Here is a 21,016-nt window from a genome sequence, read left to right as displayed (position 1 = left end):
ACAGGATAACCATAAAGTAAAAAAGAAAGAATACATCAACCAACAACAAACCATTCAACATGGATTACAAAAAAATAAACAACATCTCCGGCTGGATCATTTGTCTCATCGCTTGCACGGTCTACATTCTTACAACCGAAGCGGGTGGTAGTTTTTGGGATTGCGGGGAATTTGTGAGTACCTGTTACAAAGTACAGATCCCGCATCCACCGGGCGCGCCTTTGTTTGTTTTGCTGGGCCGTGTTTTCATCATTGCCTTTGGCGACAACCCGCTCACGGCGGCCAAAGCGGTAAATGTGATGAGCGCCCTCTCGAGCGGTTTCACCATCCTTTTCCTTTTCTGGAGCATCACCTATTTCGCGCGCAAAATAATGTGGGGGCGGTCGGGTGAGAAAACCTTGTCCACTCCGCAGCTCATTGCAATGATCGGTGCCGGCGCTGTTGGCGCACTGGCCTATACTTTCACAGATTCATTCTGGTTCAGCGCAGTGGAAGGTGAGGTGTATGCGATGAGTTCTTTCTTTATCGCTATCGTTTTCTGGTGCATTTTAAAATGGGACGAGCAGGCCGATGAGCCGCATGCAGATAAATGGCTCGTGTTTATTTTTTTCCTGATCGGTGTATCCATCGGTGTGCACCTGCTCTGTCTGCTGAACATTCCCGCGATCGTGATGATCTGGTATTTCAGGAAAAAACACACGGTAAACCACGCGCTGGTCCGCAAATATTTCATCCGCTTTGTACTCATCGGTGGCGTACTGGGTGTGATCGGGGCTTACATCGGTGCGCGTTCCGAAGCCGCTGCTGTTAATGGCCTTGCCGTTGATGGAACCGTTCCTGCACTCATTTTCTTTGGTGCCGCTGCGGTGATCGGTGTTTTGTTTTTGATGGAAAGGATCGGGAAGAAGAAAAACAAAAACTACAGCAGTGTCTATATTTTTATCATCATCGGTGTGGCGCTGGAACAGTTTATACAGATCGGCATCATACAATATTCGGTTAAGGTGGCCAGCAAGTTTGATGTTCTGTTTGTGAACTCCTTCAATCTTCCTTTCTTCTCGGGCTTTGCGTTTTTCTTTTTGCTGCTTGGCCTGGGTATCTGGTACGGGTTACGCATCGCATCCAGGAAACAGTGGCCCTTGCTCAGGCTTTCGATGTGGGGACTCGTGTTTATATTACTCGGCTACAGTTCTTATGTTACCACGATGATCCGCAGCAATGCTGATACTGCCGTTGATATGTTCAATGTAGACAATCCCATCAGTCTCGAAGGCTACCTCGGCCGCGAGCAATACGGCGATTTTCCCATCCTCTACGGGCAGCGTTTTACTGCGCGCCCGGTGGGTTACCGCGAAACATCAGACAAATTTCAAAAAGGCGACAAAGGGTATAACAACATCGGTAAAGATTTTCAATATGTTTTTGCACCGGAAGACAAAATGGTTTTTCCACGCATGTGGGATATGAGCAATGAACAATCGCATGCCGATTACTATGCCGATTACCTGGGCCTTTCAAAACTGAAAGACGGAACCTACGATGTTGAAAAAGACAACGATGGCCACCCGCTTAAACCAAACAGGGCCGACAATATCTCCTTCTTTCTCAACTACCAGAATTATTTTATGTACGTGCGTTATTTTCTCTGGAATTTCTCGGGAAGACAAAACGACCTGCAGGGATTGGTGGTGAGAAATACACGTGATGGAAACTGGATCACCGGCATATCTTTTATCGACAACGCACTTTACGGCAACCAGGATGAAATGCCCGATACATTGAAGAACAACAAGGCACACAACAAGCTCCTGGCTTTGCCGTTGATACTGGGATTGATCGGCCTGTTCTATCATTTCAAAAAAAGAAAAACGGATGCGCTGGCCGCAACACTGTTGTTTTACTGGACGGGCCTCGCCATATTGATCTACATCAACCAATCGGGCATGCAACCACGCGAACGTGATTACGCTTACGCAGGTTCCTTTTATGCATTTGCGATCTGGATCGGCCTGGCTGTTTTATATTTTGTTGACCTTGCATCTAAATGGGACAAGGCGCTGTTGAAAAGCATATTGGTGCCCGGCGCAGTTGCAGCGGCACTGCTCGCATTTCTGTGCATGATCGCGGGATTGGGTGGTGGTATTGTTGCCGGCCTGGGTATCTTTATTTTGTATGCTGCCGTTGCCGCGGGATTGCCCTATGTTTTAAAATTCCTGCGTTCCCCAAAAGCCATTGTTACAACCGCAGTTGCCATTTCGCTTTTTGTTCCTTTGCTGATGGCGCAGCAGGAATGGGACGACCACGACAGGAGCAAAAAACAACTGGCGCGCGATGTGGCTAGAAACTACCTCGAGAGCTGCGCCCCCAACGCGATCCTGTTTACGATGGCGGATAACGATACCTACCCGTTGTGGTATGCACAGGAAGTAGAAGGCATCCGCCCCGATGTACGCGTGGTGATCACAACCTTGATCAGTGCAGACTGGTGCATCAACCAACTGCGTTACAAGATCAACCAGAGCGATCCCGTTGATGTGATCTGGAGCAAAGAACAGATCGAGGGACAAAAAAGAAACGTTGCATTTTACCAGCCGCTCTCGCAGTTTCCGCAGGATAAATATTACGATCTGTATGATCTCATGAAAAATTACATTGGCGACGATAAGAATGTTGACGAGCGGGGTTACAATATTCTTCCTGTAAAACGCGTCAGTGTTCCTGTTGATGAAAAACGGGTGCGCGCCAATGGAACGGTGAATGCAGGCGACAGTGTTGTATCGTCTCTGCAGTTCGAGATCCCGAAAACGAGCCTGTTGAAAAACGATATGGCCATCCTAAACGTGATCGCCGCCAACCAATGGAAGCGCCCTATCTATTTTACCATGCCTTTCGGCGAACTGGGTTTTGGAAACTACCTGCGCAGGGATGGGCTCACCTACCGGTTGGTTCCTGTGCTGCAGTCGCCCGTTAACACCGATCGTGTGTTTGACGTAGTGATGAACAAATTCAGTTACGGCAATGCGCACCTGCCCAATGTGTATTTTGATGAACTCAACCGCCAGCAACTCAACAATCTCCGCCGTGCGGCCGCAGATCTTGCAGAGGATCTTGTGGCAAAAGGAAGAACAGCAGATGCCATCAAAGTACTCGACAAAACAGATGCAGGTATGCGCGAAGAAAATATGCCTTATGCCATGATCTCGCGTGGCGATGAACACAACCGCACTTCCTTGTTCCTTCTGGAAGCCTGTTACCGTGCGGGACATAAACCGCTTGCCTCAAAAATTTCGGCGGCGCTAAAAAAAGGATTGCAGCAGGAAATCAGGTACTATAACAATCTTTCGGGCAACGCAGCCACCTATATGCAATACGACCTGCAACATGCGCAGCGTATGTTGAATGACCTTGAAACGATGGAAAAAATGAAATGGTCTGGTTAACGCATCCAACACCAGGCAACGAACACGAACCGATCGTGTTCGTTGCCTGGTGACTATAGGCGCCTGCTGTTTAATCGCGCAGCGCCTGGTAAACAGCAACCTTGAATTTCTCTGCAATTTCGCCGTGGCTGTTTGGGTAATGCTGCAGCACAAACTGCCCGATGATCTTTTCTTGCGGATCGATCCAGTAAGACGATGCAAACATGCCGCCCCAGCTAAAGGTGCCGGTTGAAACGGTGCTTCGCGGTTCATCCGCTTCGGTGGCGATCTGGAAACCCAAACCGAATTTTGCGGCGCGACCGATGTTGATCTCGCCCACCTGGTTCACCGTCATTAAACGAACCGATTTGCGGCTGAGCAAACGTTTGCCGTTGTATTCGCCTTCGTTCAAAAGCATCTGCATAAATACGGCGTAATCATACGCAGTGGAAACAAGCCCGCCACCACCCGAATAAAATGTTCCGGGCAGGTTTGGATAGTCGCGGTAAAGCGTTCCGTTTACGTTGATCGATTCCGGCGTATTGATCACGTGTTTCCCTGCATCTTCCGAATGCAGCATCGCAAGCCGGTTTTGTTTTTCTTTCGGGATGTAGAAATACGTGTCTTTCATACCCAGTGGCTCGAAAATATTTTTCCTGAAATAGGCGTCGAGGCTCATGCCGCTTGCTACTTCAACCAGGTAGCCGAGTACATCGGTGTTGAGACCGTAGGTGAATTTTTCGCCCGGCTGGTGCATCAGCGGGAGTGAAGCCAGTTTGATGATATTGTCTTTGAGCAGGCCACCTTTCAAACCGATGCCGCCTACAACACCGGCCTTGTAATAGATCGCGTTTGCAGTTTCTGTTCCGATCTGCGCGTAAGAGATGCCCGATGTATGTGTGAGCAGGTCGCGGATGGTGATCTCTCTTTTCGCCGGAACCGTGGTGTATGTTGTATCTGCTTTGTTGAATTTATCAAGCACCACGGGTTTGCGGAAAGCAGGGATGTATTTTGAGATAGGATCGTCGAGCAGGAATTTCCCTTCTTCGTACAACATCATAATGGCCACGCTGGTGATCGCTTTTGTTTGCGAGGCGATGCGCCAGATCGCATCTTTCTGTAAGGGCTTGTTGGCCGGCTTGTCGTCGTACCCGACCGCTTTGTGGTAAACAATGTTGCCGTCTCTTGCCACCAACGCAATCGCGCCGGCGATCCAGTTGCTGTCGATATACTGCTGTATCAGTTTGTCGATGCGCTGCAGCCGCTCCGGCGAAAAACCGGCTTTCTCAGGGGCCGATGCAGTTAATACAGGATGTTTTGTCTGCGCAAAAGTTTGCAGTGATACGGCAAACGCAGCGACCAGGAATATTTTTCTCATGGCGTTCAAATTGAAAAGGAAGTTCGGGAAAAAACAGGAACGAAACGTTATGTACGAATGATGTAATACGTTTCCTTTAATTAAGAATTACGACTTACGACCCAGCACCCGCTCGATCGTTTCCGGGAAATGCGCATGTTCCAGTGCATGTATCTTCTGCGCCAGGCTTTCCGGCGTGTCGCCGGCCTCGATGACCGTTTTTGCCTGGAAGATGTGTTCGCCCTCGTCGAAATGTTCGTTTACGTAATGGATGGTGATCCCGCTTTCTTTTTCACCCGCGGCCAGTACAGCTTCGTGTACTTTCATGCCATACATGCCCTTGCCGCCGTATTTGGGCAAAAGTGCCGGGTGTATATTAATGATGTGGTTGGGGAACGCGGCGATCAGGCTAACCGGAACTTTCCATAAGAAACCGGCCAGTACGATAAAATCGATCTTGTGTTTCTTCAGCTCGGGCAGGTAGGCGTCGCCGCTGAAAAAACGCTCTTTTTCGATGAGAAGGGAAGGTACGCCCTTGCTTGCCGCGATCTGTAATACGCCTGCGCCTGGTTTGTTGCAAACGATCAAGGCAACTTTTATCGAACGGTGACCCTCCAGGTAATCGATGATCTTTGCTGCATTGGAACCTGCACCCGAGGCAAAAATGGCAATACGCGTAACGTCTTTGTTCCTCGCTTTTGACAATATCCCGAGTTTTACAAGCAGTTTTTTCTCGTATTTCCAGAAAAAGGACCATTGGCCGAGTAAGGCGCCAAACGTTAGCAGGATCACCTGGTAACCAAAAACCAGCATGCCGATGCGGAGTAACACACGCCAGAGCCAGTAAGTGGAAGCATCCATGCCGAGCAGGGTGGTGATGTAGCGGGTGAGAACGGCGGTGGTGGTGCCGGTGAGGCCGAATACGATGAAAAGGATCCAGAATTGCCGGGTGCTTACCCCCCATTTTTCCTGCAGGCGTTTAAACATGGGTCAAAAATGAGATAAAAATCTGACTAATCTTGAACCGCTTTTCAAATAACCCGATTGTGTAATACGGAAGAAAAATTCATGACACAGATTTAATCCACCACGGCAAAATCGGCTGAAACCCACGCCAGATAAGGATAAAAAAATTTTTTGATGATGAAGCTTTTGTCAGCTTCCTGTCATATTTTTGCACCCGTTCAAGGATCTTTTTCCACATATAAGAACAACGTTGTGAATATGATATCTTTTAGACGTTTAGCCAAAACATACCTCACCGGAACAGTCCTTTTCCTGAGTTTTTCTTTCGGTACGGCCCTTAATGCACAAGATGGAAAGGCTCTTTTCCAGACCAATTGTGCGAGTTGTCACGCGGTTCACAAAAAAGTGACAGGCCCAGCCCTCGCCGGCGTAGAAAGCCGCTGGAGCAGCAAAGAGAACCTCCATGCGTGGATCAAGAACAACCAGGCCTTCCTGAAAACAGGTGATAAATACGCGAACGACCTGTTCCTCGAGTACAATAAATCTGCGATGACGGTTTTCCCGTCACTGACAGATGCAGATATCGATGCGATCCTCGCTTACATCAAATCTGTTCCTGAACCAAGCGCCGCAAACCCGGCAGCAGGTGGTGCAGCAGCAGCCAAAGACGAAAGCAGCGACAATACCTTATTATTTGGTATCCTTACCCTTGTTCTCGCCGTTGTAGCATTGATCCTCCTCCAGGTAAATGCCAACCTCAAGAAATTAGCAGACCAACACGCCGGCGAACCAGGTGTTGAGCCGGTTCCTTTCTGGAAGAACAAAAGTTACATCGCTTTGTTGACCGTTGTTTTATTTATTGTCGGCGGATATTTAACCTCTGTTGGCGCCATGAACCTCGGCCGCAGCAAGAATTACCAGCCCTTACAACCTATTTACTACTCTCACAAAGTTCACGCAGGCATCAACCAGATCAATTGCCAGTACTGCCACATCGGTGTTTACCAGGGCAAACAGGCTACTATTCCTTCTGTGAACATTTGTATGAACTGTCACCTTGCTATTAAAGAATATACCGGCGCCCCGCTCCACAACGAAGAAGGAGAGGAAGTGAACGGTACGGCACAGATCCAGGAACTTTACAAATACGCAGGGTACGATCCTTCCAAACAAACACCTGAATCATGGGATGCCTCCAAGGCAAAACCAATTGAGTGGGCGAGAATTCACAACCTGCCCGACCACGTTTACTTCAATCACTCACAACACGTAAAAGCAGGTAAAGTGCAGTGCCAGACCTGTCATGGCGAGATCCAGAAAATGGATGAAGTAAAACAATTCGCCGACCTGAGCATGGGCTGGTGCGTAAACTGTCACCGCGAAACGAAAGTTCAGTTCAAAGACAATGGATTTTACAGCATTTACGAGAAATACCACCAGGATTTAAAGAACGGTAAAATGGACAGCACCAAAGGTGTTACGGTGCACGATATCGGTGGAACAGAGTGCCAGAAATGTCACTATTAACAGAATGAACCGGGCGAAACGATCGCCTGATTCAGCGTTGTCAAATTTTCAAATTATCGAATTTTCAAATTAGAATAATGGAGCAAAAAAAGCACTGGCAAAGTTTTGGAGAGCTGAATCAGTCTGAAGCTTACAATAAAGATGTAAAAGACGAATTCAAGGAGGAACTACCTTTTGTATCTGAAGAAAGCACCAGCTTCCTCGATGCGAAAGCGCCGCGCAGGGACTTTTTAAAGTACCTCGGTTTCAGTACCGCTGCTGCCGCTGTGGCTGCAAGTTGTGAGATGCCGGTGAAAAAGGCGATCCCTTTTGCCAATAAACCGGAAGATATTGTTCCGGGTGTTTCCAAATTCTATGCTACTACCTATGTTCAGGATGGCGATGTGGTGAGCATTCTCGCCAAAGTGCGCGATGGCCGCCCGATCAAAATAGAGGGCAACGAGTTGAGCGAAGTGACCAAAGGCGCAACCTCTGCACGTGTCCAGGCTTCTGTACTCGATCTGTATGATACGGCCCGTCTCCGCTTCCCAACCATGAATGGAAAAGAGGCGCGTTTCGAAGACATAGACAAGGCCGTTGCCGGTGCCATCAGCGGTCCGGTGGTTTTGCTTACGAGCACCATTACTTCTCCTTCAACCAAAGAGATCATTGCGCAGTTCCTTGCAAAGAACCCGGGCAGCCGCCACGTAACCTACGATGCGGTTTCCTATTCAGGAATGTTGCTGGCGAACGAAGCTTCTTATGGCAAAAGGGCGATCCCTTCTTACCATTTCGAGAACGCGAAAGCGATCGTGAGCCTCGGCGCAGATTTCCTCGGTACATGGCTCAACCCGGTTGAATTCAGCAAACAATACGCTACAGGAAGAAAGATCAACGAAAAAAATCCCGAAATGAGCAAACACATCCAGTTCGAGGGTGTGCCAAGCATTACGGGAGCAAGCGCTGATGAAAAATATTTACACCGCCCTTCAGAAACAGGCGCCGTGGCTGCAGCCCTGCTCGCAGCGGTAACAGGCGGATCTGTTAACATCGCAGATGCGAAACTGAAAGCAGGCATCGAAAAAGCGGCAAAATCATTAAACGAGAACAAAGGCGCTGCGGTTGTGGTTTGCGGAAGCAATGACGTAAACATCCAGCTCATCGTGAACGCGATCAACGAAGCCGTTGGCGCAGGCGGAAAAACGATCAACTGGTCGGCCCCGCTCAACATCCGCCAGGGTGTCGATGCAGATTTTGCAAAGCTGGTTGATGATATGAACGCCGGCTCAGTAGGCACCCTGATGATCTACGGCGCAAACCCGGTTTACACCTGGTTCGACGGCGAAAAAGTAAAAGCGGGCCTCGCCAAAGTAAAAACTACCATTTCATTCAACCCTAAACTGGATGAAACAACACAACTCTGCACATACGTAATACCCGACAACCACTTCCTGGAAAGCTGGGGCGATGCAGAAGCAAAAGCCGGTTATTACTCATTCATGCAGCCTACCATTTACCCACTGTTCAAAACACGCCAGTGGCAGGATAGCCTGTTGAAATGGTCCGGCAATCCATCCGATTACCTCGCATTCCTGAAATCGTTCTGGGGATCGCGCATTGGTGGAGAAGCGGGTTGGGACAAGGCCTTGCAGGATGGTGTGATCAATCCAACTGCTGCCACACCTGCCGGCGGCACCTACAACGGCGGCGCAGTAGCGGCGGCTGTTACGGCGGCCACTTCGGGCAAAAAAGGCGGTAAGATTGAATTGGTGTTGTATGAGAAAATAGGTATCGGTGCAGGACAAGGCGCTGCCAACCCATGGTTGCAGGAACTGCCGGATCCGATCACGCGCGCTACCTGGGACAACTACGTAATTGTTTCTCCGGCACTCGCGAGAACATTATTGAATATTGACCTGAACAACGGCGGACAGGCGGATGCTTACGAAGTAAATCCACCAAAACCTGTTGTAAAAGTTACGGTTAACGGCAAAAGCATGGAGCTTCCTGCGTTGATCATACCGGGAACACATCCTGATACGATCGCCATCGCCGTTGGTTATGGCCGCAGTGAGAAATTGGGTAAAGCGGTTGTAGGAACGGGTAAGAACGCCTATGTTCTTGCAAGCCTCTCCGGTAACACCGTGAACTTTGTAAACGCAGATGTTGCCATCGCAGCAACCGGCGAAAAATATCCTGTAGCCCTGACACAAACACACAACCGTTACGATACCGAACAGGGCAACCGTACGGAAGTGATGAAAGAAACATCGCTCGCAGCCTATAAGCACCATCCTACAGAGATCCGCGATGAGCGCCAGAAAGAACTGGAGCCATGGGGTGGACTGGAGAACTTCGAAAAACAAGGTACCATCTATCCTGTTTACGATCGTCCGGGTGTAAGATGGGGAATGAGCGTTGACCTGAACGCATGTAACGGTTGCGGCGCGTGCGTTGTGGCATGTAATGCAGAGAACAACGTATCTGTTGTTGGTAAACCGGAAGTATTACGCGGCCATGAAATGCATTGGTTGCGCATCGATAAATATTACAGTGGCGATATGGACAACCCTAACGTGGTGTTCCAGCCATTGATGTGCCAGCATTGCGACAACGCTCCTTGTGAGAACGTTTGCCCTGTTGCCGCAACCAACCACAGCTCTGAGGGTCTGAACCAGATGACCTACAACCGCTGTATCGGAACAAGGTATTGTGCAAACAACTGTCCTTATAAAGTACGCCGCTTCAACTGGGCCGATTACTCGGGTGCAGACAGCTTCCCTAACAACCAGAAAGAAGTGGTGAACGATGTTGTGCTGGATATGAACGATGATCTCACAAGAATGGTATTGAACCCGGATGTGACCGTACGTTCACGTGGTGTGATCGAAAAATGTTCTTTCTGCGTACAGCGTTTACAGGAAGGAAAACTCGCTGCGAAAAAAGAAAGCCGTCCGCTGGAAGACAAAGATGTGAAAGTGGCATGTGCGCAGGCATGTGCGAGCGGTTGCATCACTTTCGGAAACGTGAACAACCCGAACAGCGAGATCAGCCAGATCAGGAAAAACAACCCGAACCGTACGTTCTATGTGCTTGAACAATTGCACGTGCTCCCGAATGTGAACTACCTCGCGAAAGTGAGAAACACAGACGAAATGCACGAAGACGCGGCACACGGCGAGGCAAAGAAAGAAGAACACGCGGCACCGGCGCACCATTGATTGGTAATTGATAATTAGAAATTAGTAATTAGTAATTGAGAGAGAAGTTCTTGATTGTTGATTCTTATTCTTGATTATTAGTTGAAAATAAAGTTGATTCAATAAAATACGATTCCCGGCAGTACTGCAGGGAGTGACCATAAACAAGACCAGATGCATTTAAAGTACGAATCACAGCTCAGGGAACCATTGGTGAATGGAGATAAAAACTATCACCAGGTTACGGAAGATATTGTTCGCCCTATTGAAGCTAAACCTACCAGGTTATGGTACATCGGCTTTTACATAGCCGTTGCCTTGCTTTTGTTTGGTGTGTACAGTATTTACAGGGACGTTACGTATGGTATTGGCCAGTGGAACCTGAACAAGACCGTGGGTTGGGGTTGGGACATCACCAACTTCGTTTGGTGGGTAGGTATCGGTCACGCCGGTACGCTCATCTCTGCGATCCTTCTCCTTTTCCGCCAGGGCTGGAGAACAGGTGTGAACCGTGCGGCAGAGGCTATGACGATCTTCGCGGTAATGTGCGCCGGGCAGTTCCCGATCTGGCACATGGGTCGTGTGTGGATGGCATTCTTCGTATTACCTTACCCAAATACACGTGGCCCTTTGTGGGTGAACTTTAACTCACCGCTTCTCTGGGATGTATTTGCGATCTCTACTTATTTTACCGTATCACTGTTGTTCTGGTATTCAGGATTGATCCCGGATATGGCAACGGTTCGCGACCGCGCTTTCACCAAGCTCCGCAAACGCCTGTACGGTATCGCTTCTTTCGGATGGAACGGTTCAACCAAACACTGGCAAAGACATGAGAGCCTCTCTCTTGTACTCGCAGGTTTGAGTACACCGCTGGTACTTTCTGTACACACGATCGTATCCTTCGACTTCGCCACTTCCGTTATCCCGGGCTGGCACACCACCATCTTCCCTCCTTACTTCGTTGCCGGTGCGATCTTCTCAGGTTTTGCCATGGTGCAAACCCTGCTGGTGATCATGCGTAAGGTATTTGAAATGGAAGACTACATCACCATCGGCCACATCGAGGCGATGAACAAAGTAATTGTACTCACCGGTTCTATCGTAGGTATCGCCTACCTGACAGAACTGTTCATGGGCTGGTACAGCCAGAACAAATACGAAGGCTACACATTCTGGTACAGCCGTGCCTACCTGTTCAGTCCTTATGGATGGAGCTACTGGGGCATGATGGCATGTAACGTATTGAGCCCGCAGATCTTCTGGTTCCGCAAAATGAGAAGGAACCTGTTTGTTACCTTCTTCATGAGCATCATCGTGAACATCGGTATGTGGTTCGAGCGTTTTGTGATCATCGTAACTTCTTTGTACCGCGATTACCTTCCATCAAGCTGGTCTGTTTACTACAGCCCGTCTATCTGGGAGATCGGTTTCTATGCCGGTACATTCGGTTTGTTCTTTACCTGCTTCTTCCTCTTCGCCAAATACTTCCCTGTGATCGCGATCGCAGAGATCAAATATGTATTGAAAACGACGGGTGAGAACTACAAGAATAATATGGGAAGCATTGAAGCGGAAGATCTCGACAAATTTGTTCACGATCAACAGCATCACCACTAAAGCCCTGGCCACCGAAGCTTCAGCGCAGGCGGCCGGCAAAACAGAGAGTATTGAAATTTTTATAAAAGCTCGAAGCTCAAAGCTTACAGCTCAAAGCTCAAGAAAATGGCAAAAAAGAAATTCGTAGTAGGTTGTTTCGATGATGAGGCTACATTATTTCCTGCAGTGAAAAAAGTTCGTACGGCAGGTTATAAGATCCATGATGTGTATACGCCTTTCGCGGTACACGGGCTGGATCATGCAATGGGTTTGAGGGAAACAAGCCTGCACACTGCGGGATTTATTTACGGTATCACCGGTACATCAACAGCATTGGGTTGCATCAGCTGGATATTGACGAAAGACTGGCCGCTGAACTTCGGCGGTAAACCACACTTCGCATTGCCGGCGTGGATCCCGATCACGTTCGAGTTAACGGTATTGTTCTCAGCAGTAGGCATGGTACTCACATTCTGCTACCTCTGCCAGATCGCGCCGTTCGTGAAAAAACACCATTTTCACCCGCGTGCCACCGATGATCTTTTTGTGATGGTGATCGAATGCACGGAAAAAACAAACGAGAACGATCTCACCGCTTTCTTATCCGCCAACGGCGCAATAGAAACAGATGTACAGATCGCCGAAGAAGGATGGTGGCTTGGCCGTTACGATAAGGACGAACTTCCTTTCACAAACAAAACAACTGTAGCCGCTTAATATTATTATTTAGAACAGAAGTCCGATGAAGAAATTATCAATCATAACTGTATTGTCCGCAACAGCGCTGATCGTTGGTTGCAGCGATGTGAAACGTACTCCGGGACATGTATACATGCCGGATATGGCCAACAGCCGCGCTTACGAAACCTATGCGGACCACAGCAACCTCGCAGAGAAAGGCATCAACTACAACAACCGCCCCGTTAACGGAACACTGGCGCGTGGCGAAGAAATGCCGTTCCACATTGCAAAGGATTCTGTGGGCAGCACCAGGAACTACGAGGCATCAAAAGCGGTGGTAAACCCGATCGACTCCCTGTCGAAAGACGATCTCGCCGAAGCAGAAAGATTGTATCTCATCAACTGCGGCATCTGCCACGGTAAAAACCTCGACGGCAACGGCCCATTGTACAACGATGGTAAGGGCCCTTACCCCGCAGCACCCAAAAACCTGAAAGGCGATGCAGTGGTTTCGGTAATGCCTGAAGGACAAATGTTCTATTCAGTTACCTACGGAAAAGGAAGCATGGGATCATACGCATCGCAGCTCGACCGTAAACAGCGCTGGATGGTGATCAAATATGTGAAAATGCAGCAGAACGGCGCAAAAAAACCGGCCGCAACACCGGCCACAACAAACCCGGCCGCCGCAGGCAGTCCGGCAGTAGCAAAATAATTGAAATAAAGGTTCAGAAATATTTGTAAAAGCCTGCATCCGCCGCAGCGGATAAAAGCTAAAAGTTAAAGAAATCAACGATGGCATCTATCAGACAACAATTTGAGATTCCCGCAAAAATGAAAACCTGGTCACTGGCATTGATCGGTGTAGGATTGGTTGCGTTGGTGACCGGGCTCGTAACAAAAGGGTTCAGTGGCGACGTGCACGAGCAGGCACATTTCTGGGGAACACTCATGTACAATACCATATTCTGGACATTGGTCTGTAACGCTTCCATGTTCTTTATCTGTGTAACCACGTTGGCGCATGGCGGATGGCAGATCTCTTTCCGCCGCGTAACGGAAGCCATCTCGGTGATGGTGCCTATTTTCGGATCGATCACTTTTATCGTGCTGATGTATGTTGTATTCAGCGACAAGCACCATATCTACCACTGGCTCGATACAGAAGCAGTAAACGCCGATCCGATCCTCAAAGGAAAATCAGGCTTCCTCAACCTTAAATTCTTTGTGATCTGGACAACCCTGACCATCGCCCTCTGGAGCATTCTCGGATGGAGAATGCGCAAGCTTACAGAAGAGGCAGACAATGCAATGGACCAGGAAACAGGCGCAAAATTCATTCTCCGCGGAACGGTGCGCGCAGCATTGTTCACCGTATGGTTCGGTTTAACCGTAGGTTCTACCATTCCATGGCTGTGGATGATGAGCATCGATGCACACTGGTACTCTACCATGTACAGCTGGTACACTTTCGCAAGCTCATTCGTTTCAGGTATGGCATTGATCGCACTGTGGGTGATCTACCTGAAAAACAAAGGCTACCTCGAACTCACCAACCAGGAGCACCTGCAGGACATCGGTAAGTTCATGTTCGCCTTCTCCATCTTCTGGACCTACCTCTGGTTCGCACAATATATGCTGATCTGGTACGCCAACATTCCGGAAGAAACCGTTTACTTCAAACACCGCGTACAAGGGCCGTACAAAGGAATATTCTTCCTTAACCTCATCATCAACTTCGTTTGCCCGCTGTTGATCCTGATGAAACGCGCCGCAAAACGTAACTATACACTGATGACGTTCATGGCAGTACTGATCATCTTCGGTCACTGGCTGGATTTCTACCAGATGGTAATGGGAAGCCTTTCGAAAGAACACGTATCGCTGGGCTGGCTCGATTTCGGTATCCTTAGTTTGTTCATTGGGTTGATGATATTCTTCGTGGGCCGCGCACTCGCCAGCAAACCACTGGTAGTGAAGCACCATCCGTTCCTGAAAGAAAGTATCATTCACCAGGTTTAGAACATCAGCACTGGGCACGGGTATTTCCCGGGATCAGTGTAAAAAAAGAATTGTAAGAAATAAGATAATTAGAAAGCGTTATGACAATGTTTTTAACCATAGCAGTGATCGTTCTGATTTTTGTTGTGATCTTCCAGATCGCCAAAGCCAGCGAGTATGTATCTGTATTGAAAGGCGAAGAAACCAGCCGTAGACAAAACAACAAGATCAACGGGTTCATGATGGTTGTTTTCTTAATCGTTGGAATGATCGGCGTTTGGTATTGCAACAAACTCTATTTCCACAAAACATTACTCGCCGTTGACTCCGGCAGCGTTGAAGGCGCACGCGTTGATTCAATGTTGTGGATCACCATCGCTGTAACAGGTATCGTTTTCGTGTTAACGCAGGTTGTGCTTTTCTGGTTCGCATACAAATACCAGGACAGCGACCGTAAGGTTTTCTATTTCCCGCACAACAACAAGCTCGAAGTTTTATGGACCATCGTTCCCGCCATCGTATTAACGGTGCTGGTGGTGATCGGCCTCCGCAACTGGTTCCTCTTCACCGGCGAACCTCCTGCACAGGCAATGACCGTTGAGGTTACCGGTAAACAATTCAGCTGGATCTTCCGCTACCCGGGTAAAGACGGCGCCTTCGGAAAAAAATATTACAAGAACATCAACGACGCCGATAACAACCAGCTGGGTATCCTTTGGGACGATAAGCTCAGCCACGACGATATTGTTACAAGCGAAAAACTGGTGTTGGTAAAGGGACGTCCCGTAAAACTCGTTATCGGCTCACGCGATGTGATCCATGATGTGGGCCTTTCGCATTTCCGCATGAAGATGGATGCGGTACCGGGCATTCCAACCACCATGTGGTTCACGCCAAAATACACAACCAAGGAAATGGCGGAGCTTACAAAGAATCCAAACTTTGTGTACGAGATCAGCTGCGACCAGATGTGCGGTAACAACCACTTCTCCATGCGCGGTATCATCGAAGTAGTGGAGCCGGAAGAATACGATATGTGGATCGCAAAACAAAAACCAACTTACCTGGTGGTGCATCCCGACCTGGACCCGTCTAATAAAAAAGATTCGGTTGCAGTGAAAGGAGTGGATACGGCAGCGAAAAAGACGATCGCGAAGTTGTAGTTCACGGTAACATGTTTAAGTAATAAGTTTTTAGAGAATCGAACTAATAAAAATAAGACCCACCTGCGCCGAGGCTCCGGTGGGTAAAAAAGAAACAGAGTATGAGTAACGAAGCTGTTTTACACGCACATTCAACCGGGACGCATGATGCGCATGGTGATCATCATCATGAGCACCATCACCATGAAACGTTCATCAGCAAGTATGTATTCAGCATGGATCATAAGATGATCGCGAAGCAGTTCCTGATCACCGGTATGGTTTGGGCAGTGTTGGGTGGATTGATGAGCGTGTTGTTCCGTTTGCAATTGGGTTATCCTGATTCTACTTTCCCATGGCTGGAAGACATCCTTGGTAAATGGGCAAAAGGCGGCCGCATCACACCGGAAGCTTATTATGCGCTTGTTACCACGCACGGAACCGTGTTGGTGTTCTTTGTATTGACAGCAGGATTGAGCGGTACATTCGCCAACTTCCTGATTCCATTGCAGGTTGGTGCACGCGATATGGCGTCTCCGTTCCTGAACATGCTCAGCTACTGGTTCTTCTTTATCGCGAGCATCGTAATGCTCTCTTCCATTTTTGTTGAAACTGGTCCTTTCTCCGGTGGCTGGACGGCTTATCCGCCATTAAGCGCCCTGGGCGATGCATCGCCGGGTTCTAAAACCGGTATGGATCTCTGGTTGATATCGATGGCATTGTTCGTGGTATCATCGTTGCTTGGTGGCCTCAACTACATCGCAACCATCCTGAACATGCGTACAAAAGGCATGAGCATGACGCGCCTGCCGCTCACCATCTGGGCATTGTTCTTTACAGCGGTACTCGGCGTATTGTCGTTCCCTGTATTGTTCTCAGGATTTATCTTATTGATCTTCGACAGGAACTTCGGAACAAGTTTCTATCTCTCAGACATATTTGTAAGCGGCGTGGGCGCATTGCCAAACGAAGGTGGTAGCGCTATCCTTTACCAGCACTTGTTCTGGTTCCTGGGCCACCCCGAAGTGTACATCATCCTGCTGCCGGCAATGGGAATGGTATCAGAGATCTTATCCGTGAATTCGCGCAAACCGATCTTCGGTTACATGGCCATGATCGGATCGTTGTTCGCTATCGCGATACTCGCGTTCCTTGTATGGGCGCACCACATGTTCGTAACAGGATTGAACCCGTTCCTCGGATCGGTATTCGTACTCCTTACCCTGTTGATCGCCGTACCATCGGCCATCAAGGTGTTCAACTGGCTCACCACTTTGTGGAGAGGTAACGTACGCTTCACACCGGGTATGCTGTTCGCGATCGGTTTTGTGAGCCTGTTCATTTCAGGTGGATTGACCGGTATCTGGTTAGGAAACTCGGCACTGGATATTCACCTGCACGATACCTATTTCGTTATCGCACACTTCCACATTGTAATGGGTGTTGCATCCATGTTTGGAATGTTTGCCGGTATCTACCACTGGTTCCCTAAAATGTATGGCCGTTACATGAACAATTCACTGGCGTACATGCACTTCTGGATCACCATCGCAGGCGCCTATATGATCTTCTGGCCAATGCACTACGAAGGGCTCGCAGGTATGCCACGCCGTTACTACGATTACAGCATCTGGGAAAGCTTCAAACAGTTCGTAGAACTGAACCGTTTCATCAGCACCGTTGCGATGATCGTGTTTGCGGCACAGTTCCTGTTCCTGTTCAACTTCTTCTATTCCATTTTCAAAGGAAGAAAAGTTACAACGCTCAACCCATGGTCGGCCAATACTTTGGAATGGACAACACCGATCCGCCCGGGTCATGGAAACTGGCCTGGTGAAATTCCTGAGGTACACCGTTGGGCATACGATTATGGTAAGGACGGGCAGGAGTTCATAACCCAGGTAACGCCGGTGGGAGAGAACGAGAGTCATCACTAATTGAAGATCTTTGGTGCGAACAAAATGAACGGTAGTACAAGAGAGGAAGGAAAGGGGGTAGTTCATCGCACATTGAAATAAAAAATAAGTCGATGCTCCTGTAAGAAGGAGCATCGTTCTTTAAACCGCAGATTATCAGTGGAACCAACAACGAACGAATCAGTGGTGGAGTCGGGGTCCTTGAAAAAGGCATCCAAGGTCAGAGATTATTTCCAGCTGATAAAATTCACGTTGAGTTTTACGGTGGTTTTTTCCTGCGTGATCTGTTACCTGCTGGCGCCTAACGTGGAATACAACTGGTTACAGGTTGTTGTTCTTTTTGTGGCGGGCATGCTGATCACAGGAAGCGCAAACGCCATCAACCAGGCCGTAGAAAAAGATACGGACGCAATGATGAAACGCACCGCTTCGCGCCCGGTGGCAAGCGGCAGGATGAGCCAGCAGGAAGCCTATACATTCGCAACCATTGCAGGACTGCTGGGTGTGTTTATGATGGGTTGGTTCTTTAAAACAGAAAATGGGTTCAACTGGAACGCGGCATGGTTGTCGGCCTTCAGTTTGTTTTTATACGCGTTTATTTATACGCCATTAAAAAAAGTGAATTCAATAGCAGTTTTGGTAGGTGCCTTTCCGGGCGCATTGCCATGTTTGATAGGATGGGTTGCGGCAACAGGCGCACTGAACCCGTTTGAAACGATGACGGTAAACGGAAAAACGTTTTCAAACGCAGGCGGCTATGTTCTTTTCGCGATACAGTTTCTCTGGCAGTTCCCGCATTTCTGGGCCATTGCCTGGGTAGCGCACAGCGATTACAGCAAAGCCGGTTTCAAACTGTTGCCCGCAGAAAAGGGCCCGACGCGTTTTACCGCGGTACAAGGCATTATGTATTCGGTATTGATGATACCGGTTGGCATACTTCCTTATTACTTCGGAATGACGGGCCAGGTAAGTATGTGGATCCTCATCGCGGCAAACCTGTTCATGGTGGTACAAAGCATACGCCTGTACAACGAAATGAACGCGAAAGCAGCGAGAAGGGTGATGTTCAGCAGCTATATATACCTGCCTATTGTGCTTTTGGCGCTTTTGGCAGACAAAACAATATAATTAGGAATTAGAAATTAGGAATTAAGAATTATTGATTGCCGGGGGATAGCTGATGGACCTAACAAATTACTAATTTCTAATTGCTAATTTCTAATTACAAATTGCCTTGCCGGCTGCTGGATCAAAACAAATTACTAATTGCTAATTTCTAATTACTAATTAAATATGTTCACGGTGCAAACGAACCCTCCCCAAAGAATACACCCGCACAAGTTTACCTTGTGGGTGGCTATGGGTAGTATTGTGATGATGTTTATTGCGTTTACGAGTGCATATATCGTAAAACGCAATACGGGCAACTGGCTCGAATTTGCTGTGCCCAAAGTGTTCTGGTACTCAACATTCGTGATCATGCTGAGCAGCGTAACCATTCATCTTGCGGCAAAAGCATTCAAGGCGCGTGAGATCAGCAGGTACAGGGTATTGATCACGCTCACCGCATTGCTGGGCGTAACCTTTATGGCGCTGCAGTTGTACGGGTTCAGCGACCTGGAGAACAGGGGCATCGCGCTGATCGGGCCAAAAAGCAACTCGTCGGCTTCATTTTTGTACGTGATCACATGGGTGCACATACTGCACGTGCTGGGAGGAGTGGCGGCGTTGCTCACGATCTTTATAAGGGCATATGCATCACGCGTAAAAAATTATAGCAGTTTACCGATAGATCTTGTAAGCACCTACTGGCATTTTGTAGATGTGATCTGGATCTACCTGTTTGTCTTCTATAACTGGATAGGATAGGCTGAGAAAAAGTTGCGGTTAATTCAGCTTTTTTGAACGGCAGCCAATATTTTTGTAACGAAATTTTAGATCAAGCTCATGTCAACAACAACAGTTACACCAACCAAATTGTGGAGCGGCGGAAAGAGCCCGTTCAACGTAGAATACGGGAAATTGATGATGTGGTATTTCCTGATGAGTGACGCTTTCACATTTGGCGCGTTCCTGATCTCTTACGGAACGATCCGTTTCTCAACCAACGGATGGCCTGACCCGAATGAAGTCTTCAAAAGCTTCCCATTCGCACCCGAAGGCGTACACGCGCCGTTGGTGTTCGTGAGTATCATGACCTTCATTCTCATCATCTCCTCTGTTACCATGGTGCTTGCGGTTCATGCGGGCCACCAGATGAACAAAAAGAAAGTGGTGATCAACCTTATCTGGACCATCATCGGCGGTCTCGCGTTCCTCGGTTGCCAGGCATGGGAGTGGAACCACCTTCACCACGAAGGCGCATGGTGGGGCTCTAACCCGTTCCTGAATGCAGACGGAACCGCATCATCAACCAACTTTACAAACTACTTCTTTACGATAACAGGTTTCCACGGTTTCCACGTATTCTCTGGGGTAGTGATCAACATCATTATGCTGATCATGACACTCATGGACAAATTTGAAAAACGCGGGCATTACCTCATGATCGAGAAAGCCGGTTTGTATTGGCACTTTGTAGACCTTGTTTGGGTATTTGTATTCACTTGTTTTTACCTTATCTAACAACAACTGGAAACCCAAACCCCTAACTCCAAACTTAAATAACCATGGCACATACAGTAGAACATAACGAGCACGGTCACCAGGAACATTCAGGCGGTGGTGTAAAAGAGATCATCAAGGTTACGATCATCCTTTCGGTACTTACGATCATTGAACTGATCCTCGGTTTCTGGATGATGGGCTTTGACCACGAAAGCGGCATGCGCCTGGCCATCAAAGGAACGATCATCATCCTGATGCTTGCAAAGGCATTCTACATCGTTTCCTATTTCATGCACCTTGGCCATGAATTGAAAAACCTGATCATGACCATCGTTGTTCCGTTGGCACTGTTCATCTGGTTCATCATCGCGTTTTTATACGATGGAAATTCGTTCCGTCATTTGAGAAATACGTACGATCCGCATTTCAAGGAGCAAAGCACCATCAAAGTAGAAAAGAAAGAACACGGCGCTGCTGAAAAGAAACACGAAGGCGCCGCCGAAGAAAAACACGAAGACACCAAACACGACGAGGCGAAACACTAATACACACAAACTACCGGCGGTACGGTGGAATAAATAGTAGTGAACTCCTTTCAAATATTATTAAAACCATCGTTCTG

General features: G+C 48.3%; 15 protein-coding genes. 13 read left to right on the top strand and 2 right to left on the bottom strand.

Annotated features, from left to right (window positions below):
• Positions 1 to 59 precede the first annotated feature (59 nt).
• A complete protein-coding gene (locus GWC95_RS19850) occupies positions 60 to 3,440 on the top strand; it encodes a glycosyltransferase family 117 protein (RefSeq protein WP_237722205.1) in 3,381 nt (1,126 codons plus the stop codon).
• Positions 3,441 to 3,510: 70 nt separating this feature from the next.
• On the opposite strand, the gene GWC95_RS17940 is transcribed toward GWC95_RS19850, so the two are convergent.
• Complete coding sequence (locus tag GWC95_RS17940) at positions 3,511 to 4,797, bottom strand: serine hydrolase domain-containing protein (RefSeq protein WP_161820085.1); 1,287 nt, start codon at positions 4,795 to 4,797, stop codon at positions 3,511 to 3,513.
• Positions 4,798 to 4,884: 87 nt separating this feature from the next.
• Positions 4,885 to 5,763 carry a phosphoribosylglycinamide formyltransferase gene (gene purN / locus GWC95_RS17935; RefSeq protein ID WP_237722204.1) on the bottom strand — a complete coding sequence of 293 codons (879 nt, stop codon included), beginning with the start codon at positions 5,761 to 5,763 and terminating at the stop codon, positions 4,885 to 4,887.
• A gap of 237 nt (positions 5,764 to 6,000) precedes the next feature.
• Between purN and GWC95_RS17930 the strand changes: the two genes are divergently transcribed.
• From GWC95_RS17930 to GWC95_RS17875, 12 genes are all read left to right on the top strand, one after another.
• Entirely contained in the window at positions 6,001 to 7,269 is a 1,269-nt protein-coding gene (locus tag GWC95_RS17930; protein WP_161820084.1) for a c-type cytochrome, read from the top strand.
• Between the two features lie 77 nt (positions 7,270 to 7,346).
• The gene (locus GWC95_RS17925) at positions 7,347 to 10,469 is read left to right on the top strand and encodes a TAT-variant-translocated molybdopterin oxidoreductase (RefSeq protein WP_161820083.1); all 3,123 of its coding nucleotides are present in this window, start codon (positions 7,347 to 7,349) and stop codon (positions 10,467 to 10,469) included.
• 153 nt (positions 10,470 to 10,622) lie between these two features.
• A complete protein-coding gene (gene nrfD / locus GWC95_RS17920) occupies positions 10,623 to 12,068 on the top strand; it encodes an NrfD/PsrC family molybdoenzyme membrane anchor subunit (protein WP_161820082.1) in 1,446 nt (481 codons plus the stop codon).
• Positions 12,069 to 12,173: 105 nt separating this feature from the next.
• Positions 12,174 to 12,764, top strand: coding sequence for a DUF3341 domain-containing protein (locus GWC95_RS17915; RefSeq protein ID WP_161820081.1), 591 nt, complete (start codon positions 12,174 to 12,176; stop codon positions 12,762 to 12,764).
• Between the two features lie 25 nt (positions 12,765 to 12,789).
• Positions 12,790 to 13,443: a c-type cytochrome gene (locus GWC95_RS17910; protein WP_161820080.1), complete on the top strand. Its 654-nt coding sequence runs from the start codon at positions 12,790 to 12,792 to the stop codon at positions 13,441 to 13,443.
• 80 nt (positions 13,444 to 13,523) lie between these two features.
• Entirely contained in the window at positions 13,524 to 14,750 is a 1,227-nt protein-coding gene (locus GWC95_RS17905; protein WP_161820079.1) for a quinol:cytochrome C oxidoreductase, read from the top strand.
• 80 nt (positions 14,751 to 14,830) lie between these two features.
• Complete coding sequence (locus GWC95_RS17900; protein WP_161820078.1) at positions 14,831 to 15,892, top strand: cytochrome c oxidase subunit II; 1,062 nt, start codon at positions 14,831 to 14,833, stop codon at positions 15,890 to 15,892.
• A gap of 101 nt (positions 15,893 to 15,993) precedes the next feature.
• Positions 15,994 to 17,808 (top strand): cytochrome c oxidase subunit I, encoded by a 1,815-nt coding sequence (locus GWC95_RS17895; RefSeq protein ID WP_161820077.1) that lies wholly within the window; start codon positions 15,994 to 15,996, stop codon positions 17,806 to 17,808.
• Between the two features lie 138 nt (positions 17,809 to 17,946).
• Positions 17,947 to 18,915: a heme o synthase gene (gene cyoE / locus GWC95_RS17890; RefSeq protein WP_161820076.1), complete on the top strand. Its 969-nt coding sequence runs from the start codon at positions 17,947 to 17,949 to the stop codon at positions 18,913 to 18,915.
• Between the two features lie 231 nt (positions 18,916 to 19,146).
• A complete protein-coding gene (locus GWC95_RS17885; protein WP_237722203.1) occupies positions 19,147 to 19,656 on the top strand; it encodes a cytochrome c oxidase subunit 3 in 510 nt (169 codons plus the stop codon).
• 78 nt (positions 19,657 to 19,734) lie between these two features.
• Entirely contained in the window at positions 19,735 to 20,412 is a 678-nt protein-coding gene (locus GWC95_RS17880; protein WP_161820074.1) for a cytochrome c oxidase subunit 3, read from the top strand.
• Positions 20,413 to 20,456: 44 nt separating this feature from the next.
• Positions 20,457 to 20,939 carry a cytochrome C oxidase subunit IV family protein gene (locus GWC95_RS17875; RefSeq protein ID WP_161820073.1) on the top strand — a complete coding sequence of 161 codons (483 nt, stop codon included), beginning with the start codon at positions 20,457 to 20,459 and terminating at the stop codon, positions 20,937 to 20,939.
• Positions 20,940 to 21,016: the final 77 nt, after the last annotated feature.

Origin of the sequence: Sediminibacterium roseum (assembly GCF_009939005.1) — a bacterium.
GTDB lineage: Bacteria > Bacteroidota > Bacteroidia > Chitinophagales > Chitinophagaceae > Sediminibacterium > Sediminibacterium roseum.
The sequence above is the reverse complement of the archived record's forward strand: the minus strand, read 5'-3'. Positions and strand labels throughout refer to the sequence as shown.